Genomic DNA, 26,200 nt, shown 5'->3' on the forward strand with positions numbered 1-26,200 from the left:
AACCCAGGTCGCGTGGTTGATTGGAGCTCGCGTCGCGGAAACCATCTTGGCCAGCGGTTCAAATCAACCGCACCAACAGGCCGCACATATGGATGCAAGCGATCCGATCAAACCTGACAAAGCTCTTGTGCCACGGGGGCCGTCCACATATGGGTCCCGGATCAGCGCTCCGCTTCGCTGCGCTTGTCCGGGACGACGATGGTGATAGAGGCGCGTTCTTCGCGCCTCAACGCCTCACACCGCGATCACGTGATCGTCGATCTCCTCGATCCTGTTGACGCCGCACAGGCCCATGGTCGTCAGCAGTTCCTTTTGGATGATGTCGATCGCCTTGGCGACGCCGGCCTGGCCGCCGGCGCCGAGGCCATAGGCGTAGGCGCGGCCGATCATGCAGGACTTTGCGCCGAGCGCGAGCGCGCGCATCACGTCCTGGCCGGAGCGGATGCCGCCGTCGAACATGATCTCCATCTTCTCACCGACCGCGTCGGCGATCTCCGGCAGCACCTCGATCGAGGACGGCGCGCCGTCGAGCTGGCGGCCGCCATGGTTGGAGACGACCAGGGCCTGAGCGCCGGTCTTGGCGGCTTCCTCGGCGTCCTCGACATCGAGGATGCCCTTGATGATGAGCTTGCCCGGCCAGATATTGCGGACCCACTCGACGTCCTTCCAGTTCAGCGACGTGTCGAACTGCGATGCGGTCCACTCGGCGAGGCGGTTGAGGTCCTCTGTGTTCTTCACATGGCCGGCGATGTTGCCGAAGGTGCGGCGCTTGCCTTGCAGCACGCCGGAGACCCAGGCGGGCTTGCTGGCGAAATCCAGCAGCTTCGACAGCGACCATTCCGGCGGTACCGTCATGCCGTTCTTGATGTCGGCATGGCGCTGGCCGATCACCTGCAAGTCGACCGTCAGCACCAGCGCGCTGCACTTGGCAGCCATCGCGCGCTGGATCAATTCCTTGATGAAGCCGCGGTCCTTCATCACGTAGAGCTGGAACCAGAACGGCTTCTCGACATTAGCGGCGATGTCCTCGATCGAGCAGATCGACATCGTCGACTGCGTGAACGGGATGCCGGCGGCCTGTGCGGCGCGGCAGGCGTGGATCTCGCCGTCGCCATACTGCATGCCCAAGAGGCCCACGGGCGCGAGGATCAGCGGCATGGTCGAGGGCTCGCCGAGGATCGTCGTCGAGGTGTCGCGCTTGGAGACATCGACCAGGATGCGCTGGCGGAACTTGATCGCCTGCATGTCCTCGCGGTTGGCGCGCAGCGTTTCCTCGGCATAGGAGCCGCGGTCGCAATAATCGAAGAACGCCTTCGGCACGCGGCGCTTATGCAGCGCGCGAAGATCGTCGATACAGGTGATGTGCTTCATGAACGTTTCCCGGCCCGTCTTACTCGGAAGTCTTGCATCGGAAGATTGAGGGGTCATCTAGCATGGTTGGATGCACAGCCAAATCGTTTGAGAGGAGGGTGCCATGACGAGGCCACGCGCCGCACCGACACCGGAAGAGATCAAGGAGAAGCAGGACCTCGAGGACGCCCTGGAAGAGGGCCTGGAAGAGACCTTCCCGGGCTCCGATCCCGTCAACGTCACCCAGCCGGCGCCGAGCCGCGGCGACGGCCATGTGAAGCGCTCCAAATAGTGGCGGGTTCCGCCCCGTTCCGGTTCCCTAACGGGAAATATAGTGTTAACAATTAGTTAGTGGGGCGAAGGCGGCCCCTATTCCGTAATGATTAATCACATTTTTTGAAGCCAAGTTAGCCGCGATGGCCTTATAAGACCTCAGCAAATCAGGGATGCGGGGCCCGTTCGGGCACTCCGTGATTGTAGAGGGGATTCCCTGGTTGTTGCGTGGGGGACGATATGAGCCGCAAATATTTCGGGACTGACGGGATTAGGGGCCGCGCCAACGGACTGATCACGCCGGAGCTCGCCCTCAAGGTCGGCCAGGCCGCAGGCCTTGCGTTTCAGCGCGGTGACCACCGCCACCGGGTCGTGATCGGCAAGGACACCCGCCTGTCCGGCTACATGATCGAATACGCGATGGTCGCCGGCTTCACCTCGGTCGGCATGGACGTTCTGCTGGTCGGCCCGATGCCGACGCCGGCGGTTGCGATGCTGACCAAGTCGATGCGCGCCGATCTCGGCGTGATGATCTCGGCCTCGCACAACCTGTTCGAGGACAACGGCATCAAGCTGTTCGGCCCCCAGGGCTTCAAGCTCTCCGACGACGTCGAGAAGCAGATCGAGCAGCTGCTCGACGAATCCCTCGACAAGCGGCTGGCGCAGAGCGCGAGCCTCGGCCGCGCCCGCCGTATCGACGGCGTGCATGACCGCTACATCGAATTCGCCAAGCGCACGCTGCCGCGCGATCTGTCGCTCGACGGCCTACGCGTCGTGGTCGATTGCGCCAACGGCGCCGCCTACAAGGTGGTGCCGGAAGCGCTGTGGGAGCTGGGCGCCGACGTGGTGCCGATCGGCGTCGAGCCCGACGGCTTCAACATCAACAAGGAATGCGGCTCCACCTCGCCGGAAGCGCTGTCGAAGAAGGTGCGCGAGATGCGCGCCGACATCGGCATTGCGCTGGACGGCGACGCCGATCGCGTCATCCTGGTCGACGAGCGCGGCCACATCGTCGACGGCGACCAGCTGCTCGCGGTGATCGCGCAGAGCTGGAAGGAAGACGGCCGGCTGTCGCGGCCGGGCATCGTCGCCACCGTGATGTCCAATCTCGGGCTCGAGCGCTTCCTGAAAGGGCAGGGGCTCGATCTCGTGCGCACGCCGGTCGGCGATCGCTACGTGCTCGAGCAGATGCTGAGCGGCGGCTACAATCTCGGCGGCGAGCAGTCCGGCCACATCATCCTGTCCGACTACGCCACCACCGGCGACGGTTTCGTTGCTGCCTTGCAGGTGCTGGCCGTGGTGCAGAAGTCGCGCCGGCCAGTGTCCGAGGTGTGCCACCGCTTCGATCCGCTGCCGCAGATCCTCAAGAACGTCCGCCACAAGGGCGGCAAGCCGCTCGATAATTCCGACGTCAAGTCGGCGATCTCCGATGGCGAGCAGCGGCTCAACGGCCACGGCCGCCTGCTGATCCGCTCCTCCGGCACCGAGCCCGTGATCCGCGTCATGGGCGAGGGCGAGGACCGCATCCTGGTCGAGGACGTCGTCGACACCATCGTCTCGGCGCTGGGGCAGGCAGCGGCCTAAGCTTTTCCCCGATCACAGTATCGTAGGGTAGGCAAAGCGAAGCGTGCCCACCGCTTCTGTTGCGTTGTTGGATCGACGGTGGGCATGGCGCAAGTGCGCCTTTGCCCACCCTACGATTCCGGCTCGCGGGGAGGTAAGACACGCGCATCCCAGCCATTTGCGATTGGCGGTGGTTCCACCGCCGCTTGCATCGTAACTAGGCAGCTCGCGGCAATCTGCCGCGCCGGGATGCTGCATTGAACAAGCCTGTCGTCGTATCTGCGGAAACGCTGACCGAGCCCGTCGTCGTGAGCGACGTGGCGCCCGCCGCTGCCAAGGCTGCGGGGCCGGCCTATGTCGTGCTCGCCGGCATCAGCTTCTCGCACTTCCTCAACGACACCATGCAGTCGCTGATCGCCTCGGTGTACCCGATCCTGAAGGACACCTACGCGCTCGACTTCGCGCAGATCGGCATGATCACGCTGGCCTTCCAGTTCACGGCCTCGCTGCTTCAGCCGGTGGTCGGGCACTACACCGACAAGAAGGCGCAGCCTTATTCGCTGGCGATCGGCATGGCCTCGACCTTCTTCGGCCTCCTGCTGCTCAGCGCCGCGCACCAATATCTCGTCATCCTCGTCGCCGCTGCGCTGGTCGGTCTCGGCTCGGCGGTGTTTCATCCCGAATCCGCGCGCATCGCGCGGCTCGCCTCCGGCGGCCGCTACGGCTTTGCGCAATCGGTATTCCAGCTCGGCGGCAGTTTCGGCACGTCGATGGGCCCGGTGCTGGCGGCGCTGATCGTGGTGCCGTTCGGGCAGGGCAGCATCGCCTGGTTCTCCTCGATCGCGTTCCTTGCCATCGTCGTTCTCTGGCGCATCGGCCGCTGGTACGCGCCGCAGATCAAGGCGAAGAAGACGGCGGCGGTTCAAGCCCATCCTGATGCGCCGAATTCGCGCCGCGTCGCGGTCGCGCTTGCGGTGCTCGTGGCGCTGCTGTTCTCAAAACAGCTCTACGTCTCGAGCCTGTCGAGCTACTACATCTTCTATCTGATCGACCGTTTCGGCGTGTCGACGCAGGCCGCCCAGATCTATCTCTTCGTCTTCCTCGCCGCGAACGCGGTCGGCGCGTTTCTCGGTGGTCCGCTCGGGGATCGCTTCGGGCGCAAGATCGTGATCTGGATCTCGATTCTGGGTGCGCTGCCGTTCACGCTGGCGCTGCCCTATGCCGGGCTCTACGCCAGCGCGGTGCTCAGCGTCATCATCGGCCTGATCATCTCCTCGACGACGTCGTCGATCATCGTATTCGCGCAGGAACTGGTGCCGCACCGCTTCGGCATGATCTCCGGCGTGTTCTTCGGCGTCGCCTTCGGCATCGGCGGCCTGGGCGCGGCCGTGCTCGGCAAGCTCGCCGACCACACCTCGATCGAGTTCGTCTATCAGGTCTGCGCTTATCTGCCGGCGATCGGGCTGCTCGCCGTGTTCCTGCCCAAGCTGCCGCGGCAGACGCGTTAACGGATCCTGTTTCGCTGCATTGCGGCTTCATACATTGTTAGTAATTGCGGCGCGAAAGGCGCTGCATTTCTGCAACGCTTCGGCCGCATCCGCGTGTGCAGTCACAAAAAATCAACCTTAAAAATTAGGGTTAAGTGGCGCTTAAACATTTGGTGCCATCGTCCGCCTGTGAGTTTCCAGAACGTGAGGCGTCTGCATTTTGCCTCACCGGCCATAAGGACGAAGCCAAATGCGTAGCGTTAAGTCTCTCCTTGCCGCGGGTGCGGCAACCCTGATCTCGTCGATGGCTTTCGCCGCCGATATGCCGATCGCGGCGCCCCCTCCGATGTACGCCCCGCCGGCCCCTCCGGCTGACTTCGGCGGCTGGTATCTGCGCGGAGACATTGGCTTCAGCAATCAGAAGGTGAAGCAGCTCAACCCGAGCTTCGTCGACCCCGGCATCAGCATTGCGTCCACCCAGGGCCTCGGTTTCGACACGGCCGGCATCTTCGGCCTCGGCGCCGGTTACAAGTTCAACAACTGGTTCCGCGCCGACGTGACCGGTGAATATCGCGGCAACGCCAATCTGCATGGTCTCCAGATCATCAATTTCAACGGCGCTCCGGCCTTTACCGACGAGTATCATGGCAGCAAGTCGGAGTGGCTGATGCTCGCCAACGCCTACGTTGACCTCGGCACCTGGTGGTGCATCACCCCGTTCATCGGTGCCGGCGTGGGTGCCTCGCGCAACACCATTTCAAACTTCCAGGACATCAACACGGTGAACGGCGGCGTCGCTTACGCGCCGAACGCTTCGAAGTGGAATTTCGCCTGGGCCGCGCACGCCGGTCTTGCCTACAAGGTCAACCCGAGCCTGACGCTCGAACTCGCGTATCGCTACGTCGACCTCGGCGACGGCGTCACCGGCGCTCTCACCGACTTCACCGGTTTCACCCGCGGCCGCACCATGCAGTTCAAGGACATCACCTCGCATGACCTGAAGTTCGGCGTGCGCTGGGACCTCAGCAGCCCGCCGGTCTACGCGCCGCCGCTCGTCACCAAGGGCTGATCGGCAGCCGATCGGTTAGGACTTCTTAACGGCGCGGGACCCTCCCGCGCCGTTTTGCTTTGCGTATTTTTCATTGCTCGACAGCGACGAAGGGCTCCGACGCAACCATTGGTTAAGGTTAACGAGCCATGATCATGGCGAAAGTTCGAGTTCGATGGAGCGTTCCGATGCGTAGGCTTTTGTTGGCGGCGGCGATGTTGGGGACGGTGTCTGCCGCGCACGCGGCCGACATGCCGGATCTGCCGTTCCTGCGCGGCAGCTTCACGGACGGTCTGTCGAGATCCAACGTCAACTGGCAAGGCTCTTATATCGGAGCGCAGGCCGGCTATGGTTCGTCCGACGAGAACTTCAACGGCTCGACCAGCAACATGATGGCGGCGCTGCTGGCGGATACGTTGATCGAGAGCTCGATGGGCGTGTCGCAGTGGAATCTCGGGCTCGGCAAGGCCTCGCAGCGCACCACCGGTTTCGGCGCCTTCGTCGGATACAACGCGCAGTGGGACGACGTCGTGTTGGGTCTCGAAGTGAGCTGGCTGCATGGCAAGTTCGGAGGAACGGCGTCGGCCAGCGAAAGGCGCGTCAGCGCCACCGCACTGTCCGACGGCAACTTCCATGACGTCACCGCGACGTCCACATCTTCGATCAACATCAGCGACATGGGGACGTTCCGCGGCCGCGCCGCTTACGCATGGGGATGCTTCCTGCCCTACATGTTTGCCGGCCTTGCGCTCGGCAATGCCGACATTGTGCGCACTGCCACCGTGCAGGATCGCGTGAGCGCGACCCAGTTGGGGACGTACACGCCGCTGGCGCCGTTGAGCTCGACCAACGCCCAGCACAATCACCTGATCTACGGCTACACCGCCGGTCTCGGCGTCGACGTCAACCTGGTCGGCGGCTTGTTCATGCGTGCGGAGTACGAATACATCCGCTTCTCTTCCGCCGTTGACACCAGCATCAATACCGTTCGCGCAGGCCTCGGCTACAAGTTCTGACGCGCCCCGTTCCTGTTGACAGGTTCCCTTCGTCCTGATGCTCTGTTGCCCGAAGCAGGGCGGCAGCGATGAAGATCTACGGCGATACCAATTCCGGCAATTGTCTCAAGGTGAAGTGGGTCTGCGACAAGCTCGCATTGCCCTACGACTGGATCGAGATCGACACCCGCAAGGGCGAGACGCGCACGCCGCAATTCCTTGCCATGAACGGCGCCGGCCAGGTGCCGACTGTCGCTTTCGACGACGGCCGCACGCTGGCGCAATCCAATGCCATCATCCGCTATCTCGCCCGCGACAGCGCGCTGATTCCGCGCGACGCCTTTGTTGCTGCCAAGATGGACGAATGGCTGTTCTGGGAGCAGTACAGCCACGAGCCCTATATCGCGGTGTGCCGCTTCCAGCTCGTCTATCTCGGCAAGGACGCCTCCGAGCTCGACCCCGAAAAGGTCAAGCGCGGCTATGCGGCGCTCGACCGCATGGAGCAGCATCTCGCTGCCGGCCGCTTCTTTGCCGGAGAGGCGGTTTCGCTCGCCGATGTCTCGCTGCTCGCCTATACCCGCGTTGCGCATGAAGGCGGCTTCGATCTCGGCCGTCATGCGGCCGTTCGCCGCTGGATCGGCGAGACCGAGGCCTTTCTCGGCCTTCCGCCGGCGCGCTGAGTCCGGAGTATCTCATGAACGCCGAAACCGTTTCCATCCGTCGCGCGCGCCGCGAGGACGTCGCTGCGATCGTGGCGATGCTCGCCGACGATCATCTCGGGCGCGCCCGTGAGCGGGTGGAGGAGCCGCTGCCCGCGGCCTATTACGAGGCGTTCGAGCGGGTCGAGCGCGATCAAAATCTCCAGCTCGTGGTTGCCGAGAGCGAGGGCAGGGTGGTCGGCTGCCTGCAACTCGCGGTGCTGCCAGGCATCAGCTCGCGAGGCGGCATCCGCGGTCTGCTCGAAGACGTGCGCGTTGCTTCCGGTTGTCGCAGCCGCGGCATCGGCGAGCAATTGGTGCAATGGGCCATCGCGGAAGCGAAAGCGCGCGGCTGCAATCTGGTCGAGCTGCTGACGCATCAGACGCGAGTGGACGCGCAGCGCTTCTACAAGCGGCTCGGATTCACAGCGAGTCATGTCGGCATGACTGTCCGCTTTTGAGGCAGCTCGCCGCGCACCTTGCGCAATCAGCAAATTCGGATCGCGCATTCGTTCATATTAAGAGCCGGTAAACTACCCAGCCGTCGTTCACGTTGAGGCGGGAACGAACGGTGCTACGGCAGTGTCAGACGCCGAGCTCGGTCGGTTCGGGGATTTCGATGACAAGCTATTCGATGATCAAGGTCGGCAACGGCTACGTTGTGCAGGCCAATGACAAGTGCATTTTGAAGGTCGGCAGCCGACGCAAAGCCGCGCAATTGATCAGCGAGGCCACGGACTTGCTGAACGCGCTCGCCACGGTCGAATCCCCCGATATCGCGCCGGAAGCGCCATCACTCGCGCGTGAGGCCCCGGAACTTCCTTGACGACTCTTCCCGTTTCCCGTATCAGCCGCGGCGGGACACCTCCCCCCAACGGGAGGCTTACTATCTGGAAGGGTAGAATATGACTGTAGCGAAGCCCGCTTCGCGGCCCAACGTGCCGCATTTCTCCTCCGGCCCCTGCGCCAAGCGCCCCGGCTGGAACGCCCAAAATCTCAAGGACGCAGCGCTCGGCCGCTCGCATCGCGCGAAGGTCGGCAAGACCAAGCTCAAGCTCGCGATCGATCTGACGCGCGAAGTGCTTGAAGTGCCCGCCGATTATCGCATCGGCATCGTGCCGGCCTCCGATACCGGCGCGGTCGAGATGGCGCTGTGGTCGTTGCTCGGAGCACGGCCCGTCACCACGCTCGCCTGGGAATCCTTCGGCGAAGGCTGGGTCAGCGACATCGTCAAGGAATTGAGGCTCAAGGACGTCACCAAGCTCAATGCGGCCTATGGTGAAATCCCCGATCTCTCCAAGGTCGATCCGAAGTCGGACGTCGTCTTCACCTGGAACGGCACCACCTCGGGCGTCCGCGTGCCGAACGCCGACTGGATCAGCGCGACCCGCGAAGGCCTGACCATTTGCGACGCCACATCGGCGGCATTCGCGCAAGCCCTCGACTGGGCGAAGCTCGACGTCGTCACCTTCTCCTGGCAGAAGGCGCTCGGCGGCGAGGCCGCGCACGGCATGCTGATCCTGTCGCCCCGCGCAGTGGAGCGGCTCGAGACCTACAAGCCGGCCTGGCCGCTGCCGAAAATCTTCCGCATGACCAAGGGCGGCAAGATCAACGAAGGCATCTTCGTCGGCGAGACCATCAACACGCCGTCGATGCTCTGCGTCGAGGATTATCTCGACGCGCTGAACTGGGCCAAGTCGATCGGCGGCCTCAAGGCGCTGATCGCGCGCGCCGACGCCAACACCAAGGTGCTGGCCGACTGGAAGGCGAAGACGCCCTGGATCGACTTCCTGGCCAAGGACGCTTCGATCCGCTCCAACACCTCGGTGTGCCTGAAGTTCACCGATCCCGCGCTCACCTCGCTTTCGGCGGACGCGCAGGCCGACTTCTGCAAGAAGCTGGTCGCGCTGGTCGAGAAGGAAGGCGCCGGCTACGACTTCGCCTATTACCGCGATGCGCCGGCCGGCCTGCGTATCTGGTGCGGCGCCACCGTCGAGGCCAAGGACGTCGAGCTGCTGACCCAGTGGATCGACTGGGCCTTCGCCGAGACCAAGGCGCAGCTCGCCAAGGCGGCGTAAGCAGGCTTCGCTCGTCGCGTTGTCCTATCTCGTCATGGCCGGGCTTGACCCGGCCATCCATCGAAAAGAATGGATCCGCGGGTCAAGCCCGCGGATGACGGTCTCAGATTTATCGACCATCAGGGATCATCCCCATGACCAAACCCAAAGTTCTCATTTCCGACGCGCTTTCGCCCGCTGCCGTGCAGATCTTCAAGGATCGCGGCGTCGAGGTCGACTTCCAGCCCAATCTCGGCAAGGACAAGGACAAGCTCGCCGAGATCATCGGCAATTACGACGGCCTTGCGATCCGCTCCGCGACCAAGGCGACCGCCAAGATCCTCGAGAAGGCGACCAACCTGAAGGTGATCGGCCGCGCCGGCATCGGCGTCGACAACGTCGAGATCCCCGCCGCCACGGCCAAGGGCATCATCGTGATGAACACGCCGTTCGGCAATTCGATCACGACCGCCGAGCACGCCATCACCCTGATGCTGGCGCTCGCGCGCGAGATCCCGCAGGCCGACGCCTCGACCCAGGCCGGCAAGTGGGAGAAGAACCGCTTCATGGGCGTCGAGATCACCGGCAAGGTGCTCGGTGTGGTCGGCTGCGGCAATATCGGCTCGATCGTCGCCGACCGCGCGCTCGGCCTGCGCATGAAGGTGGTCGCGTTCGATCCGTTCCTGTCGCCGGAGCGCGCCAAGGACATCGGCGTCGAGAAGGTCGATCTCGATGACCTCCTCAAGCGCGCCGACTTCATCACGCTGCACACCCCGCTGACCGAGAAGACCAAGAACATCATCGACGCGGCCGCGATCGCCAAGATGAAGAAGGGCGTGCGCCTGATCAACTGCGCCCGCGGCGGCCTCGTCGACGAGCAGGCGGTGGTCGATGCGCTCAACTCCAAGCACATCGCGGGCGCCGCCTTCGACGTCTTCGTCGAGGAGCCCGCGAGTACCAACGTGCTGTTCGGCCATCCCAACGTGATCTGCACGCCGCATCTCGGCGCCTCCACCACCGAAGCGCAGGAGAACGTTGCGCTCCAGGTCGCCGAGCAGATGTCGGACTATCTGCTCACCGGCGCGATCTCGAACGCGGTCAACTTCCCCTCGATCACGGCTGAAGAAGCGCCGAAGCTGAAGCCGTTCATCGCGCTTGCCGAAAAGCTCGGCTCGTTTGCCGGCCAGCTCACCGAGAGCGGCATCCTCAAGGTCGAGATCACCTATGAGGGCCATGTCGCAGAGATGAAGATCAAGGCGATCACCTCCGCCGTGCTGTCGGGCCTGCTGCGGCCGATGCTGGGCGAGGTCAACGTGGTGTCCGCGCCCGTCGTCGCCAAGGAGCGCGGCATGGTGGTGGACGAGATCGTGCGCGCCGCCCAGAGCGACTATGAGAGCCTGATCACCGTCACGGTCGCGACCGAACGCCAGGAGCGCTCGGTCTCCGGCACCGTGTACCATGACGGCAAGCCGCGATTGGTTGACGTCAAGGGCATCCGCGTCGACGCCGAATTCGGCAAGTCGATGATCTACGTCACCAACGAGGACAAGCCCGGCTTCATCGGCGCGTTCGCGAGCCTGCTCGGCGACGCCAAGCTCAATATCGCGACCTTCCATCTCGGCCGCGTCAAGCTGGGCGGCGACGCCATCGCGCTGGTCGAGGTCGACGGCGCGGTGCCGGCCGACGTGCTCGCCAAGGTGCAGGCCCTGCCGCAGGTCAAGCAGGCCAAGGCGCTGACGTTCTGACCTAGCTCTCGCCTCTCGCGTCATGGCCGGGCATAGCCGTCCAAAGGACGGCGTCGCTTCCGCTCGCCTATGACCCGGCCATCCACGCCTCGCCGCTCGGCTCGAAGAACGTGGATGCCCGGGACAAGCCCGGGCATGACGAGTGGATAGAGCGGGGCGCGCGCCCCGGAATGACGCGTATCATATATTCCGACCCGCGGAACAACGCCGCCTCCCTCACCGGAGGCGGCGTTTTTATTTCTCCCGCAGCCTGCCAACTTTGTGTACCAATGGCCACCAGGACGCTCCGTTCAAAATCGTTCGACAAGGGAGAAAACAATGCGTGAAGCCGTCATCGTTTCCTATGCGCGCACGGGCCTCGCGAAATCCGGCCGCGGCGGGTTCAACATCACGCCGCCGATGTCGCTCGCGGCCCATGCCATCCACCACGCGGTCGATCGCGCCGGCGTCGAGAAGGACTATGTCGAGGACTGCTATCTCGGCAATTGCGCCCATGGCGCGCCGAACATCGGCCGCCAGGCCGCGCTGCTCGCCGGTCTGCCGAAGACCACCGCCGGCGTCTCGGTCAACCGCTTCTGCTCCTCAGGGCTGCAGACCATCGCGATGGCCGCCAACTCGATCCGCTCCGACGGCGCCGAGTGTATCGTCGCCGGCGGCGTCGAGAGCATTTCCATGCCGGGCGGCGGCACGCCGAAGGAATCGATCGATCCGGAACTACTCAAGGTCGCGCCTGATATCTTCATGGCGATGATCGACACCGCCGACATCGTCGCCGAGCGCTACAAGCTCAGCCGCGAATATCAGGACGAGTTCTCGCTGGAATCGCAGCGCCGCATGGCCGCGGCCCAGCAGGCGAACAAGTTCAAGGACGAGATCGTCCCGATGAAGTCCAAGATGAAGGTCGTCGACAAGCAGACCAAGGCCGAGAGCATCGTCGACTACGTCGTCGATCGCGACGAGTGCAACCGGCCCGAGACCACGATGGAGGGCCTTGCCAAGCTCGAGCCGGTGAAGGGGCCCGGCAAGTTCGTCACCGCCGGCAATGCCAGCCAGCTCTCGGACGGCGCCGCCGCCGTGGTGCTGATGGAAGCCAAGGACGCCGAGAAGCGCGGCCTCAAGCCGCTCGGCCGCTTCGTCGCCTGGGCGGCCGCCGGCTGCGAGCCCGACGAGATGGGCATCGGACCGGTGTTCGCGATCCCGAAGCTGCTCAAGCGTACCGGCCTCAAGATCGACGACATCGATCTGTGGGAGCTCAACGAGGCCTTCGCCAGCCAGTGCCTGTATTGCCGCGACCAGCTCGGCATCGATCCCGCCAAGTACAACGTCAACGGCGGCTCGATCGCGATCGGCCATCCCTTCGGCATGACCGGCGCGCGTCTCACCGGCCACCTGCTCCAGGAAGGTGCGCGCCGCAAGGCGAAGTGGGGCGTGGTGACGATGTGCATCGGCGGCGGCCAGGGCGGCGCCGGCCTGTTCGAGATCTACAGCTGATCCGGGCCGTCATCGTCATTTGAAGCCAGGCAAGCACGGCGCCACGAGCGCCGTGTTTTTTTGTCGAGCTTGCGCGCCGCCGCGGTGGAAGAGCAGGGCGCGGCGACCAGCGAGATCTCGCGCAATGTCCAGAGCGCGGCGGTCGGCACCACGCAGGTCAGCGCCAACATCAGCAGCGTGCGCCAGGGCGCGACCGAGACCGGCTCGGCCTCGTCCCAGGTGCTCTCCGCGGCGCAGTCGCTGTCGAACGACAGCAACCGCCTCAAGCTCGAGGTCAGCAGGTTCTTGGACACCGTGCGCGCGGCGTGATCGCGCCCTAATCGATCGTCATTCCGGGGCGTCGCGAAGCGACGAACCCGGAATCCATCGTGCCACCGTCGCTGCGGCCCGATGGATTCCGGGCTCGCGCCAAGAGGCGCGCCCCGGAATGACGGCCCGAGCGAGTCCGCACCTCGCTCGATTCATTACAATCCCCCGCCCTACGCCCGCGCCAGCGCGGGCGCGAACACCACTTCGATCAGCGTGCCGTGGCCTGCGTTCTTGATGTTGAAGCGGGCGCGGTTGGCTTCGACCAGCGCCTTGGTCAGCGACAGGCTCAGCGCCGAATTGTCCTTGGCATCGCCCGGTGGCGGGGTGCGGAACGGCTCCATCGCGGCCGCGACCTCGCGCTCGCTAAGGCCGTGGCCGGTGTCGCGGATGCGAAGAGCGATCTCGCCGCGATCGGACAGCGCGGTCGAGACGATGACCTGGCCGCCGGCGCGGGCGAGCCGGATCGAGTTCGAGATCAGGTTCATGGTGATCTGCCGCATCGCGCGCGCGTCCACCGTCACCTGCGGCAGCGCATGGGCGAGCGAGGTGCGGATGATAATGCGCTCGCGGTTGGCCTGCGGCTGCATCACCACGACGCAGGCCTCGACCTGGTCGTTGAGGTTGAGGTTGGCGAAGCTGAGGTCGAGCTTGCCGGTCTCGATCCGCGACAGCTCCAGGAGGTCGTCGATGATCGCGATGACGCGCTCGCCGGAGGCGCGGATGTCCTTCATGTACTCGCCGTAGCGCTCGTTGCCGAGCGTGCCGAAGCGTTCGGAGATCATCACCTCGGCAAAGCCGATGATGGCGTTGAGCGGCGTGCGGATCTCGTGGCTGATCCGCGCCAGCATGTCGGCCTTGGCATTCGCCGCGCCGTCGACGAGACGGCGGGCCTGCGTCAGCTCGCTCTCGCCCTTCTTGCTCTGGGAGAGGTCGCGGAACACGGCGAAGAAGTTCGGACCGTCGGGCCTGGTGCGGCCCATGATCATCGCGAGCGGAATGACGCCGCCCTTCTTCTCGCGCCCCAGCACCTCGCGGCCGTGGTCGAGCAGGCTCGAAATGTCCTGGCTCTTGACGCTTTCGAGATAGTCGGCGACGACCTGCCGGCTCTCCGGCGCGAACAGCGTCACCAGGTTCTGCTCGAGCAGCGCTTCGCCGTCGTAGCCGAACAGCGCCTCCGCGCTGCGGTTGCAGACGTGGATGTTGCCTTCGGCATCGAACATCACGATGCCCTCGGCCGTGGTGTCGAGGATCGCGGCGAGATCCTCGGCGTCGGCGTCGCCGGCCTGGGACTCGAGCTCGGACGCGTAGGGGAAGGACTCCGCGACAAGAGGCGCGGCGGCAACAGGCTCGGCGACAACGGGCGGCGCGGCGACAGGCTCGGCAACGGCGGGCGCAGCCACGACAGGTGCGGGATTGGGCAGCGCGCAGACCAGCGCATGCGCGCTCTCGCCGTCCCAGTCGATCGTGTGCAGATGCGCCTCGGTGGTCGGCAGCGGCTCTTCGCCGTTGGGAAGCGTCGCGCTGATCGTCACCGGCGTGCCGCCTTGCGACGTGCTGCTGGCGGGCGACACGCCCGGCTCGACATAGAGCGCATCGAGCCCGCCGGCATGCTCCAGCGCGCTCACGCTGGCATAGCCCATGCGCGCGAGGAACGCCGGGTTGGCGTAGAGCAGGCGGTCGAGGCGATAGATCAGGATGCCCGTCGGCAGCAGGTCGAGCAGCGCGCGGTCGCGCATGCTGTGGCCGCGCGCCGGCGGCGCGGGCTCGGTCAGCCATTCGGCCGGCGTGTGCGGCGCCTCGATCGGCGGTTCGAGTGCGGTCTCCGCCGGCGGTTCGGCCGCGCTGGCGGAGATCGTCTCCCGCTCGCGTTCGAGGCGCTCGGACAATTGCCGGGCGAGCTCGTTGAACGCGCTGTTCTCGATCGGCGTCAGCGTCGGCGATCTGGCATCGCCGGGCGGGCGGAACGGCACGACGTTGGGGGGCGTTTCCACTGGCGTTTCCGGATCGGTTGGGTGTGAAGTCGCGTCGGGTGCGGGCAGTTCAGCTTCAGGTGCGGGCTCAGGTTCAGGCGTAGGCTCGGGCTCAGGTGCGGGCGGCTCGGTCGGCGGAGGCGGCGCCTCTGCCACGGGCTCCGGTTCGGGCTCGACGATGTCGGCGGGCAGGCTTTGCTGCGCGGGCGGTTCGGCGAACTGCTCGAAGCGCCTGAGCGCGTCGAGCCGGTTGAGGCCGTCGAGATCGCGGCAGACGCCAAAGCCCTTGAAGCCGGTGAAATTGCGCGCGTGGTCATAGACCGGCAGGCCCGCGAGCTCGACCGGCAGATGCTCGCCGCCGTCGGCCGGCCAGTTCACGGTGATCCCGGCCCAGGTGTCGTGGCTGGCCAGCGCCTGTGCCACGCGCCCCTCCGGGTCGAGCGAGAATTTCTCGGCGATCTCACGCCAGGGGCGGCCGAAGCCGGCGGCCGTGCGCGCGCCCATCAGGCGGATGAACTCGCTGGTTGCGAGCACAAAGCGGCCCTCTGCATCCATCTGCCAGAGGAAGCGCAGCGGATGTTGATGCGGTACGGGCGTCTCTGTGGGACCCGACGGCGGCTCGACCATGCCTGATGTGATCGGCGCGGCCTGCGGCGACACAATGGCTGAGGGCTGGTTTTCAACCGGAGTTTTGGGCGCGGTGTCAGCCGGTTCTTGGGCCGGTTCTTCAGCCGACTCTTCAGCCGACTCTTGGACCGTCTCTTCGACAGCTTCTTCGACAGTCTCCTGGACCGTTGCGATCTCCGGCGTCGCCTTGCTCGCCGGCAGCTCGGCGATCGTCGCGGCTGGCGCGGGCGTTTCGACCGGGTCGGCGAAGGCGTCGAACACTGCGATAGCGGCCGGCGCGTCGCGCGACGGCGGCGGCTCGTTCGGCGCCTCCTCGGCTTGCGGCGTGGATTGAGCCGGCGCCGCGGGTGTGACGTCCGGCGTGCTCGCGGGCGCGGATGCGGCCGGCGCGGCATCGCTCGCCGCTGCCGCTTGCGCGGCGGCCGGCTCGATCAGCGCGACCAGGCCGATATCGGCCCCGAGCCCAACCCGTTGCAGCACCATCTGGCCGATGCCGATCGGCGTCTCGACGCGGCCGTTGCGAAGCGCATCGCTGCGGGCCTGTTCGAGCCCGGCTTCGCCGAGATCGCGGAAGCCGAGCAGGGCGCGGGCGGCTTCGCTGGCGCCGACGAACAGGCCGTCGGGCGCGAACGCCGCCATCGGCACCCTGGCGCCCGCGACGAGGCGATGCAGGCGCTCCACCAGCGGCATGGTGCGCACCAATGGATCCATCGCGGTGACGAGCACGGCCTGGCTGCCATCGGCGAAGGTCAGCCGTGCGCAGGCGCAGGTCATCAGCGTGCCGAGCCGCGCGCCGAAGCCGCGCAGCCGTTCGAGCCGCACCGTGCCGTTCGCCGGCAGCTGGCGGGCGAGCCGGGCGACCTGGCGGCGATGGCTGTCGGCCGGGCCGAAAATCTTGTCCGCCAGCGCTGCGGCATGCGCCGCGCCGAAGAATTGTGCGCCGACCGGATTGGCCCACAGCACGCGCGTGCCGTCGACCGACCAGAGCCACGCGGGCAGCGGGGACGTCGCATGCACGGCCAGCCGGGGATCGCCCACGCCTCGCAACTGGAAATCCGAATGACTCATCCAACCGGCTTTAGGTACTCGCTGACACGCGTCTGGTCCCAAGGCTGCCGGGAATGACAGCCTTAAGAAAGGGTTAGTATCGCGCGCAGGCGCGGGCAGGTCCACGGCCCCAGCCTACCGGGGAGGCCCTAAAGCCGCGATAACCTTAATCCGGCCAAGCCCGCAAGCCGCGCGGACGCTGCATCCGCAGGATTCGCGCGCGGGCGGGCCTGGTAGACTAGCGCGGCATCACAGGTGCCCATCCTCCCCTGGACGGGGAGGATCGGTTCGCCTGGCGCGAAGCGGCATGCGAACCGAGGTGGGTGACAGTCTCTCCGCAGAAGCGGTGCCCGAGCGGAGAGATCACCCCACCCCGCTCGCGCTGCGCGCGATCGACCCTCCCCCTCCAGGGGAGGGTCAGAAAGCCAGCCGATAGGCACGGAAGGTGCCTCAACCATGGGTTCCCTTGGGCAGGAACCTCATCCTCTCCGGGATTAAATTTTCCCTGCGCACCCCGGATCGCATTGCGTTGCACAATGTTGACATGTTACCCAGTGATACTGCTGGGCGTTGGACGAGCCATCTTTTTCGTTACGTGTATCCAGACTTCGTACCCGCCAACAGAAGGGCCCCGGTTGGCCGGCGGGCGCGCCAGAAGGCTCACTCCATTTTCCATAATCGTGAGGGATAACCATGACAGGTGCGACTGATCCATTCTCCGCCTCCATCATTCCGTTCGAGGTGCCCGAGCAGATGCGTGCGTTCGCCGAAAAGGGCGTTTCGCAGGCCCGCGAGAGCTACGCCAAGTTCAAGGACGCGGCGGAAAGCCACAACGGCACCATCGAGGCCGTGTTCTCGTCCGCCAGCAAGGGCGCGAACGAGTACACCGCCAAGCTGATGGAGTTCATGAAGGCCAACACCACCGCCCATCTGGACTTCACCCAGGAGCTGCTCGGCGTGACGTCGCCGTCGGATGCGTTCGCGCTGTGGACCGGCCATTCCAAGAAGCAACTCGAGACCTTCCAGGCCCAGGCCAAGGAGCTTGCCGAGATCACCCAGCGGGCCGCGACTGCGACCGTCGAGCCGATCAAGGCTAGCGCCTCGAAGCTCTACCCGCCCGCCGCCTGAGCGGATTGGGTCCGATTCATGAAACCCGGGCCGCAGGGCCCGGGTTTTCCTTTGGAAATAACGTCGTTTGAGGGTGGATTCCGCCTGTTTGCGGCCTTGCCAAAAACGGCCGTTGCACCTAGTTTCCGCCCCGTCCAGCCCCCCTCGGTACCGGCCTGTCCAGGCGCCCAAGGCGGCTCGCAAGGATGCAGTTGTAGCTCAGTTGGTTAGAGCGCCTGTCTGTGGAACAGGAGGTCGGTGGTTCGAGCCCACCCAACTGTACCAATCAAATCAGATATTTACAGAAAATGGCCAGGGCTTTGTGATCGTTGTAGCTACCAGATAGCTACCACGCGGTGGTGCATTGTGCCCTTCGGGGCGTAAACAAATTTCGAGCGCATGACACGTCGTCCAAACGCCCCAGTCCCGCTTCCAAGTGAAGGTTGCGGGCGGCGTGTGCCGAAGGAAAAAGGACGGCCTCGCACCGACATCGTCCTGGATCTGGTGATCGATCTGAACTCACCTTGTACGAGGAATTAACACGATGCCCTCTCAAGGCTGAAACAGGGGTTCGATTCCCCTAGGGAGCGCCAGCAAACTCAGGCACTTAGGTCGCCATCAGCCACGTTCGTTGAATAATGGTTGAATAAGACGCTGGTGAACAGCGGCGAACACTTGGGGAATTTGCTGCCGACATTCGCACACTAGCCTCGGCGCGATGCCTTACCGTGGCTGGCGCATTCGCGAAAAATTTCCTCGTCGCCCTTGGTGTCCGGAAATATTCAGACCGCCGCTGACGTGCGCTGTCGTACGCGACCGCCCTCGGATGCTCGCATTGACGTTGCTCGCCGCACAATCAACCCTTCTGTCGAGCTTTGTGCGAATAGGAGGGCCACGTGAGATACAATCGACGAGAGAGAACTGGCGAGCAACAGTTACAAGTCAGTCTATCCGCTTCGAAAGCCGCAGAGCCGAGCACGATGCCATTCGCTCAGCGGCTCACCTGCACGATTGACGATGCATGCGAAGCGACCGGCTTGGGACGCACGAAGCTTTACGAGTTGATAGGAGCTGGGCGTATCGTCACGACCACGATCGGACGTCGGCGACTAGTAGTGGTGCGCTCACTTCTGGCGCTGCTTGACACCAACATGTCGAACTAATGTCGTGCGACTTGAACGCGCTTTTCCTCAGGCACTCATTTGATGACACGACCGTGCTCCCTTAGCCGGTCGAATTCGTCCGCCCACCACCGCATCATCCGCACGGCGCTCTTGCCAGAATTCGGCGGCATGGTTAACCGCGGATGCAGGCTTTGTATGAAAACTTTTCGGTGCTCCCATCGATGCGATTGACCCAGAAGCATTTTGAGCCGAAATCCGCGCTCCTGACGCTGAAATGAGTGATGCCTGACCCCATTTTCGCAGCACCATTCGGGTGGAGCGCCAGTGCGGCAAGCAGTACCTCGGCATCTCCCGCGCTGACTTTGTCTCCAACATCATACTTATGAAGCATTGTCTTCAAAAACGTGGCGGCATCTCCCTTCTTACTGAAGTGGTGAGGGCCAATGGTAATCGGCTTCTTGACCATAAGAGTCTCCCAACCAAAATTAGGATGTTGACGTCGCAGCTCCTGCGCTGTCCTTGGGCAGTAGTTTGGCGCGAATTTCGCGAAGGATGATGACCGGAATATCCATTCCCTCAAATTGAGTGTCGCGCTCTCTTACCCAAGCGATGCAATCTTCATTATTGAGGTCATCTCTCGCGATTTTTTCGTACAGCGTCACGGCGCTCACGCGCGACAATCCGAGCTCAATCAGCGAAAGCAAGGTTCGCGAAGAAACGCCGAACTCAAGCTGCGTTCCGATATCGACATCACCGTCAATCAGGTCTTCTCGTCCAATTGCAACCAAATGCATATTGAGAATGTCGACATAGGCAGACAAATATTTTGGCGCCCGAAACCGGGCGATTTGTTCGACCAGTTCCATTGTGCTTCGGATCAGGACCGGCAGTTTGAATGACCGACCGGTCTTGCGATGGTAATCAATATTCCGCTCGATCATTCGAGATAAGGAGAAACCCTTTAGCCATTGCACGACGATCAGTGCGTGAAGCGGAATGATCGTATCAGGCGTAAACGCCGGAAACAGATACTGGTTGATCCGGCGCATGATTGTCACGAAACGGTCGTAGCTGTCCTGGCTGTCGACGGCGGCCGGCAGAAGATTCTCGACATCGCCTTCATAGTTGCGAAATGCGTCGAGCAGACGCTGCATGCCGAGGGCGCTGACACCGGGATGTCGGGCCGCGATATCTGGGCCTATCGCGATTTGCGCAGCGATATTTGCAAGGCTCGCTTCGAGCCGTTCGATGGTCGCAGGATTGTGGCGCTTGGCGAGGCCCGATTGTGAGATCGATCCCTGCCGTAGAAATGTAGCAAGCAAATACGAGGCGACCTGCTCGAACTCATTGGGATCCTCGAAATCTGCCAAATCAGTCGTTGCTCGGCGGTCCAGATAATCCGCAAGGCTATCTCCTTGCTCGATCACCGCGTCGCTTTCGCGCTTGATCGGAAAGCGAGCACGTTCGGGAACGCCATGAGGCCAAGCCTGCGCATTGTGCGGATCGATGCAGATGATGTTCCCTTGGAATTCATCGCCCCATCGACCGGCGCGGCCGGCAAGATTCCAGAAATCGTGAGCCTCCATCGGATGACCGATACCCTTTCTCGGCCCGCGCAGTACAATGGTTCGGCACGACAGATTGACACCTTCGATGAGCGTCGAGGTGCAAACAAGAAACCGAATCTTGCCGGACCGGAACAGCCGCTCGACCTCCGAGCGGATGAGCGACGGCATGTTGCCATAATGAAAGGCAGCGCCTCGCTCGACGAGCGGCGCGAGCCTGTAGCGCGGGTGAACGCTTTTGCGCGCCAAATCGGCAAGCTCAAGCAATTCAGGGTCAGATGGTACTTCCGGTATCAATTGGCTGATGAGATCGGCGATATCTTCGGAATCGGCGGCGCCGTTGGCGTAGACAAGTGTCCCGCCGCGTTCTCCAGCCGCAGCAGCGATGAACGCCAGCTTTTTTTTGAGCGAGCCCGGGCTACTGCCCAGTTGGACTACGCCGAGCGGGAGTAGGGAGGCATGTTGGCGTGCCGATAATTTCCATAGTTTGGGTTTACGCGGCACCTGCTCGGCCACAATCACGTTTTGCAGAACGGTCGGCACGTCGCTTTCAAACGACGCGGTGTGCGTACCCTCCGGAGCATCCGCGAGAAGATCTTGCGGATTTTGTGTGGCGGGACTGATGAACACAAGCTTGAGTTCGGGATTGGAGCGGCTGACGCGCTCTATGGCGTCCTGAAGGATGACGCCGCGTTGGTTGTCTCCGATCTTATGTGCCTCATCGACGACGAGCAGATCAACCTTGAAGGCGCCGCCAATGGCGTTGGCCAGAAGGTGCAATCGCTCCTGCGTCAGCACTAGGATAGCGCGTGGTCCGCCTGCGTGGGCCTTGTCGTGTTTTTCACGGACTGGAAGCGAAGAGACTTCTACGCCGCTGCCAGTTCCGAGCAACGAGACCAGATTTGCTTCGATCTCAGCAACGAGCGCCCTCGTCGGCGCCAAATAGACAGCGACCCGTATCTCACTGGATCGGATCTGGTCGATCAGCCATTGCAAGACCAAATAGGTCTTGCCCGATGCGGTCGGAGCCGACGCGGAAAGCCACTGGTAACTCTCAGCCTGGCTCCAGAAGCGTTGTTGGAAGTCGTTGACCTGAATCCATCGCCCACTGGATTGGACAAGGATCGACTGATTCATTTGGCGGCGCTGTGCCTCGATACGCAGCGCCATACCGAGTCGTCCCTCAATATCGACAGTGAGCAAACCGCGTTCGGTTGCGAGTGCGACGGCGCGAAAATTCGAAAGCTTGCTCAAGAGAACCGCGCCGGAATCTTTAATGGCTTCACTGCCGGAGAGCGTGATTGCAGCAGTGGCGATACGGAGTGCCGCGTCTTGATACGTCCGCTGATCTGACCGCGCGAGTATGCTTCCCGCAAGGAGAAGCCGTGGCCAGTCGAACGAGATAATCTCGCCTTCGGCAGGCGGCACAAGATTGTCCAGTTCCGCTATGACAGTGTGTCGGGTCAGTTGATTAAGGTCCTCGCGTAGACCTTCGCCGACAAGCCAGCCTTGCAGATCATTCAGGCTCATGCGGTCTGCCCCATCGCTTTCAGAAATGCGGCCCGGAAGTCTTCAGCGGACGGTAGCGGAAGACAGAAGAGTTCAACTTCAACCTGTTCGAGTTTCTCCTTCTTCAGACGCTTTCCGATTGCGGTACACCATTTCTTGAGTTCGATCCGCGCAGCTTCTGCCATTTTGTCAGCAACAGCTTGAACTTGGTCGCCAGGATAGAAAGCTGCGTCAAAGCCGACGAGGGCGACGGCACAATATTTTACGCGCTTCGACATTGGCGATGTCTTGTCGAAGTAGCGTTTGAGCGCTTCGGTCAACGCCGGGTCGCTCAAATCAGCTTTGTCGCTCAAAAGAATGAGGTCGCGCTCCCGTCCGGCGTCCTCGTGCTCAGGCTCGATCAGAAAAGGCGCAACTGAGGCAAGACAGTCTTTGATGGCAGCGGCAGCGTCCTTGTAGATTTTGGACTCGCCCCAATAGAGCTTGAGCATGCCTTCGGGCGTGATGCCAGCATAAACGCCGTCGGCGCCGTGATAGTGCATCCGCGAGTCAGTTTTCAGGTCCATCTTGCACAGGACCTGCGGTAGTTTGAGAAACCGCTCCGCCAGCAGGAAGAGTAACATCTCGCCTCCTTCACCGGTTTTAGCGAGGTCCGTGAACGAGCGGCGCGCCTGTTCGACGAGCGCCGTGACGGCCTCGGTGCTGTTGAATTTGGTGTCGCGCTCCTTTGCCTTGGCTAGTTGGGATCGCGGAATCGCGTAATCAGCCACTGCATTGCGCATGAATTCAGCGAGGCGACGCGGTTGTACGCGCCCGTTACCGTCCACAGTGAGGCAGTGACAGTGAATTTTGACCTTGCATCCGTCGATGACGACGTCTCGTTCAACGAGCGAAAGATGAACGTCCAAAGCTTCGGGATCGCCGGAAAGTGCAACTGCCAGATCGTCTGCGGTGATGCTTGACAGAGGCGCCTCCCTTCTTCGTTCCATTCTGGTCCAGCCGATAGTCACTATCCAAAGCTCAAGCGAGGCTAGGCGTCTCAGGACCCTGTCGTCCCTATTCGGATATCGCATTGGTTGATTTGGCCGTGAAGGGGCAATTTATACGAGTGCGCTAAAACCCACAGAATTAGAGGGGCTTAGCCCAGGCCCAGCCGGCGCGGCCTCGATGGGGGAGTGCTGCCGGGAACTGCTCGCGGATTTGGAGGGTGGCCGCCGGTTCGAGATCAACTACTCGGGCTATCTGGAGCTTGCGAACCGCACGGGACTGAACACGTTCCGAGTTTTGGCCGAGCTGTATGCGCGGCTGATGGCTTGCACCGGATGCGGGTCAAGACGGCCCGGGTCTGCTGGCGGAAAGTGTCGGGAAGACCTAGCTCGCGCGCGGCCGGGTCGGGCTGAATCGGGATTATTTGGGCGAAATCGGCAGGAATGTCCGAAATGTGTATACATATTTCGGACAGGCGATTTTGCGTTACGTCCGAAAAAGTTATACATTTTTCGGACATGACCGACTCACCTGATCTCAAGACCGCAATCCTGGAGCGCATCCGGGCGGATGCGCCACGAAAGGTCTGGACGCCGACCGATTTCGTCGACCTCGCTTCGCGAGACGCCGTCGACAAGACGTTGCAGCGGCTGACCAACGCCGAAAACCTCAGGCGGATTGACCGCGGGCTCTACGACCAGCTCGGTTTCAACAAGCTGACCCAGAAACCGAACCCGCCCGATCCACGATCCGTCATCGACGCCGTCGGGCGGCGTGACCAGAACCGGATGCTCGTCGACGGCATGACCGCCGCGAACGACCTGGGCCTGACCGACGCTGTGCCAGCGAAAATCGTGGTCCATACCGACGCGCGCAAACAGCCGATCAAGCTCGGCAACGTCACCATTACTTTCCGTCCAACCGCTGCCAGCAAGCTCTTTTGGGCCGGACGGCCGGCCATGCGCATCATCCAGGCACTTCACTGGTTGCGTGATCTCCTGGCACGTGAAGGCGAGAGTGACCGGGTTAAACGAAAGCTTGCCAAGCTCTTCGACGACCCGTCGGCAGGGCCGCCGCTTAAAGCCGATATCAACGCCGGCATGACCGCGCTTCCGACCTGGATGTGGGCGTTCCTCAAGCCGCTGATCGAAAGCGACATCAATGTCCACGATCGGCACGTCGATGCTGACTATGCTGCTGATGATGATCATCATCCCGCTGCCGGCGTCCGGTCAAAGGGCAACCTGGACCTAACCAAAAAGCCGCAATCAGCCAAGCAGGGCAGGGCGAGAAAAACATGAATCGGGCTTTTGATGAGGTCCTCGCAGCCGGAACGGACACGATGTTGAGCGCCTTCGATACGACGGCGCTGCGCCTCGGCACGGTATCCCAAAATATCGAAAAGGATTTCTGGGTGTGCTGGACGCTCGACGCCTTATTCCATGGCCTGAAGCAGGGAGGACCCCGCCTGCTATTCAAGGGCGGGACATCGTTGTCCAAAGGCTTTGGCCTGATCAATCGCTTTTCCGAAGACATCGACGTGACGGTTTTTCGGGACGACATCGGCGAGCCGGCGACCATCGAAGAGCTCAATGCCCTTAGCAACAACAAGCGCCGCGCGCGGCTCGATGCGATCAAAGCGGTCTGCCAAGCCTATATCAACGGTCCATTACGCAGCCAACTGACACAGATTCTCAAGGATCGGCTAAAGGCCGCCGGTCTTGATGCAGGCGCGGCACGGGTGGAAGTAGACGACACAGATGCCGACAAGCAGACGCTTCTGATCTGGTATCCGACGGCGACGCCGCAATCGGATTATGTCCGCGCCGCGATCAAGATCGAGTCGGGCGCCAAATCCGCCCTTGATCCGAACAGCGAAGTGCCGATTAAGCCCTATGTTGATGACGATCTGCCGGCGCTCGACCTGACTGTTCCGGAGATACGAACTGTCGACCCCGAACGAACCTTCTGGGACAAGGTCGTCATTCTGCACGGCTTACGGCGTTGGTTCGACAAGCGCGGCGAGCTGCGCGGCGGCGGCCAGCGCGTGTCCCGCCACTATTATGACCTGCATAAGCTCCTTCCGACGCAGGCCGGAGCCTCCGCAATCGAAGACCCGGAGCTCGGAGCCGACTGCGTCGCGCACGCACGGATGTTCTTCAACCGCCCTGATTTCGATCTCGCGAGCGCCGCGCCTGGCTCCTTTGCGCTCGCTCCACATGACGAGATGATCGAGCAGCTGCGTGTCGACTACAGAGCCATGACTGGCATGATCTTCGGCGACCCGCCGAGGTTCGAGGCCGTGCTCGAGAGCGTCACCTCGCTCGAGGCGCGCCTGAACAAACGCGCTGGTGAAGGCAGGGCAGCGCGATGAAACGATCAGAAGATCATGTTGGCGCAAAGCCGCAGGTGGATGCGAAGCCGTCAAGTGATGTCGTCGTAACTCCGCTGCACAAGCGACGCCTGAGCGGTGAACTCTATGAACGCGATCCGAAGATCAACGAACTCATTGCCGAGCTCGCGGCCCTGCCGCGGGACGCCCTGGTCACTAGGGCGGCAATCACCAAACGCTCCGACCCGGCCTACATTCCCAGCGAGTGTCTCATCTATTTCATCCGTGCAAGCCGCCGCGACAACAACGAGGCCTGGTTCGAGCGGCTCTATCGCATCCTGACCGAAAGGGTACTGCGCAGTCTGCCCAGGGCGGAGAGCCAGGATGGTAAAACCGAGTCGCTGACGCGCGGAATCGTGCGCGACAAGGTCTTCGGCCGGTTTGTCGAGCTGCTCTCGGCGGATCGCGCCGACTATGTAGACAAACTCGACTATTTCGAGGTGCGTTTCGATGGCGCACTGGCCAGCCTGCGACGAGACGCGCAGGAACAGGCTTGGCGCCACGAGAACCGGTCCCAGTCCCTCGAATATGACGAGGAGAGCGGGGAACTGTCGGAGGAGGTCGAGACGGCCGCCGGGACCTACGATCCCTTCTCCACGTCAAATTTTGACGATCCGGCTTACCGGTTGCGCCTGGACGCGGCGATTGATGCCTTGCCACCAGAACAAAGCAGGATCATTCATATGCTGAGACAGGGCTTCCCCATCGACCCAAAGGATAAAGACGTCATGTCTATCCCCAAGGCCCTCGGCCGTTCCGAAAAGACCGTCCGGACCTACCGCGATAAGGCCTTCGCCGCAATTCGGGCCGCGATGGCCGATGGAGGTGAGCGTTGAGTCCCGCCGGCCAGCGACCC

General features: G+C 63.0%; 21 protein-coding genes, 1 tRNA gene and 1 pseudogene. 18 read left to right on the forward strand and 5 right to left on the reverse strand.

The window, feature by feature from the left end:
• Window positions 1-234 precede the first annotated feature (234 nt).
• On the reverse strand, window positions 235-1,371 hold the full coding sequence (locus tag XI09_RS15300; RefSeq protein WP_271567558.1) for an alpha-hydroxy acid oxidase: 1,137 nt from the start codon (window positions 1,369-1,371) through the stop codon (window positions 235-237).
• Window positions 1,372-1,474: 103 nt separating this feature from the next.
• On the opposite strand from XI09_RS15300, the gene XI09_RS15305 reads away from it, so the two are divergent.
• The 12 genes and pseudogenes from XI09_RS15305 to XI09_RS15360 form a co-directional block, all read left to right on the forward strand.
• Complete coding sequence (locus XI09_RS15305; RefSeq protein WP_271567559.1) at window positions 1,475-1,642, forward strand: hypothetical protein; 168 nt, start codon at window positions 1,475-1,477, stop codon at window positions 1,640-1,642.
• Between the two features lie 221 nt (window positions 1,643-1,863).
• Window positions 1,864-3,207: a phosphoglucosamine mutase gene (gene glmM, locus XI09_RS15310; protein ID WP_271567560.1), complete on the forward strand. Its 1,344-nt coding sequence runs from the start codon at window positions 1,864-1,866 to the stop codon at window positions 3,205-3,207.
• Between the two features lie 236 nt (window positions 3,208-3,443).
• Window positions 3,444-4,694: an MFS transporter gene (locus tag XI09_RS15315; protein WP_271567561.1), complete on the forward strand. Its 1,251-nt coding sequence runs from the start codon at window positions 3,444-3,446 to the stop codon at window positions 4,692-4,694.
• 229 nt (window positions 4,695-4,923) lie between these two features.
• Window positions 4,924-5,742, forward strand: coding sequence for an outer membrane protein (locus XI09_RS15320; protein WP_271567562.1), 819 nt, complete (start codon window positions 4,924-4,926; stop codon window positions 5,740-5,742).
• A 167-nt stretch (window positions 5,743-5,909) separates the two neighbouring features.
• On the forward strand, window positions 5,910-6,737 hold the full coding sequence (locus tag XI09_RS15325; protein WP_271567563.1) for an outer membrane protein: 828 nt from the start codon (window positions 5,910-5,912) through the stop codon (window positions 6,735-6,737).
• A 68-nt stretch (window positions 6,738-6,805) separates the two neighbouring features.
• Window positions 6,806-7,396 (forward strand): glutathione S-transferase family protein, encoded by a 591-nt coding sequence (locus tag XI09_RS15330; RefSeq protein ID WP_271567564.1) that lies wholly within the window; start codon window positions 6,806-6,808, stop codon window positions 7,394-7,396.
• 14 nt (window positions 7,397-7,410) lie between these two features.
• Window positions 7,411-7,875, forward strand: coding sequence for a GNAT family N-acetyltransferase (locus XI09_RS15335; protein ID WP_271567565.1), 465 nt, complete (start codon window positions 7,411-7,413; stop codon window positions 7,873-7,875).
• Between the two features lie 173 nt (window positions 7,876-8,048).
• On the forward strand, window positions 8,049-8,240 hold the full coding sequence (locus tag XI09_RS15340; RefSeq protein ID WP_244550268.1) for a hypothetical protein: 192 nt from the start codon (window positions 8,049-8,051) through the stop codon (window positions 8,238-8,240).
• 79 nt (window positions 8,241-8,319) lie between these two features.
• A complete protein-coding gene (locus XI09_RS15345; protein ID WP_271567566.1) occupies window positions 8,320-9,492 on the forward strand; it encodes a phosphoserine transaminase in 1,173 nt (390 codons plus the stop codon).
• Window positions 9,493-9,626: 134 nt separating this feature from the next.
• Window positions 9,627-11,216, forward strand: coding sequence for a phosphoglycerate dehydrogenase (gene serA / locus XI09_RS15350; RefSeq protein WP_271567567.1), 1,590 nt, complete (start codon window positions 9,627-9,629; stop codon window positions 11,214-11,216).
• A 318-nt stretch (window positions 11,217-11,534) separates the two neighbouring features.
• Complete coding sequence (locus tag XI09_RS15355) at window positions 11,535-12,707, forward strand: thiolase family protein (RefSeq protein WP_271567568.1); 1,173 nt, start codon at window positions 11,535-11,537, stop codon at window positions 12,705-12,707.
• 63 nt (window positions 12,708-12,770) lie between these two features.
• Window positions 12,771-13,016: pseudogene (locus tag XI09_RS15360) on the forward strand (methyl-accepting chemotaxis protein); the annotation flags it as partial.
• 170 nt (window positions 13,017-13,186) lie between these two features.
• On the opposite strand, the gene XI09_RS15365 reads toward XI09_RS15360, so the two are convergent.
• Window positions 13,187-16,681: a PAS domain S-box protein gene (locus XI09_RS15365; RefSeq protein ID WP_271567569.1), complete on the reverse strand. Its 3,495-nt coding sequence runs from the start codon at window positions 16,679-16,681 to the stop codon at window positions 13,187-13,189.
• A gap of 672 nt (window positions 16,682-17,353) precedes the next feature.
• On the opposite strand from XI09_RS15365, the gene XI09_RS15370 reads away from it, so the two are divergent.
• From XI09_RS15370 to XI09_RS46195, 3 genes are all read left to right on the forward strand, one after another.
• The gene (locus tag XI09_RS15370; protein WP_271567570.1) at window positions 17,354-17,788 is read left to right on the forward strand and encodes a phasin; all 435 of its coding nucleotides are present in this window, start codon (window positions 17,354-17,356) and stop codon (window positions 17,786-17,788) included.
• 187 nt (window positions 17,789-17,975) lie between these two features.
• Window positions 17,976-18,052: transfer RNA gene (locus XI09_RS15375), tRNA-His, on the forward strand.
• Between the two features lie 695 nt (window positions 18,053-18,747).
• Complete coding sequence (locus XI09_RS46195; RefSeq protein ID WP_442869595.1) at window positions 18,748-18,930, forward strand: helix-turn-helix domain-containing protein; 183 nt, start codon at window positions 18,748-18,750, stop codon at window positions 18,928-18,930.
• A 133-nt stretch (window positions 18,931-19,063) separates the two neighbouring features.
• Here the strand turns inward: XI09_RS46195 and XI09_RS15380 are convergent, their stop codons facing one another.
• From XI09_RS15380 to XI09_RS15390, 3 genes are read right to left on the reverse strand one after another with little or no spacing between them, the layout of a single operon-like run.
• On the reverse strand, window positions 19,064-19,357 hold the full coding sequence (locus XI09_RS15380; protein WP_271567571.1) for a DCL family protein: 294 nt from the start codon (window positions 19,355-19,357) through the stop codon (window positions 19,064-19,066).
• 19 nt (window positions 19,358-19,376) lie between these two features.
• Window positions 19,377-21,986 (reverse strand): DEAD/DEAH box helicase, encoded by a 2,610-nt coding sequence (locus tag XI09_RS15385; RefSeq protein WP_271567572.1) that lies wholly within the window; start codon window positions 21,984-21,986, stop codon window positions 19,377-19,379.
• Complete coding sequence (locus XI09_RS15390; RefSeq protein ID WP_271567573.1) at window positions 21,983-22,975, reverse strand: HamA C-terminal domain-containing protein; 993 nt, start codon at window positions 22,973-22,975, stop codon at window positions 21,983-21,985. The genes XI09_RS15385 and XI09_RS15390 overlap by 4 nt, the downstream gene beginning before the upstream one ends.
• A gap of 495 nt (window positions 22,976-23,470) precedes the next feature.
• Here XI09_RS15390 and XI09_RS15395 point away from each other — a divergent pair, with 495 nt between their 5' ends.
• From XI09_RS15395 to XI09_RS15405, 3 genes are read left to right on the forward strand one after another with little or no spacing between them, the layout of a single operon-like run.
• Complete coding sequence (locus XI09_RS15395) at window positions 23,471-24,253, forward strand: DUF6088 family protein (protein ID WP_271567574.1); 783 nt, start codon at window positions 23,471-23,473, stop codon at window positions 24,251-24,253.
• Complete coding sequence (locus XI09_RS15400) at window positions 24,250-25,326, forward strand: nucleotidyl transferase AbiEii/AbiGii toxin family protein (RefSeq protein ID WP_271567575.1); 1,077 nt, start codon at window positions 24,250-24,252, stop codon at window positions 25,324-25,326. The genes XI09_RS15395 and XI09_RS15400 overlap by 4 nt, the downstream gene beginning before the upstream one ends.
• Entirely contained in the window at window positions 25,323-26,180 is an 858-nt protein-coding gene (locus XI09_RS15405; RefSeq protein ID WP_271567576.1) for a DNA-binding response regulator, read from the forward strand. The genes XI09_RS15400 and XI09_RS15405 overlap by 4 nt, the downstream gene beginning before the upstream one ends.
• The last annotated feature ends 20 nt before the right edge of the window (window positions 26,181-26,200 follow it).

It is taken from the genome of Bradyrhizobium sp. CCBAU 11386 (assembly GCF_028128955.1).
In the GTDB taxonomy this organism is placed as follows: Bacteria; Pseudomonadota; Alphaproteobacteria; order Rhizobiales; family Xanthobacteraceae; genus Bradyrhizobium.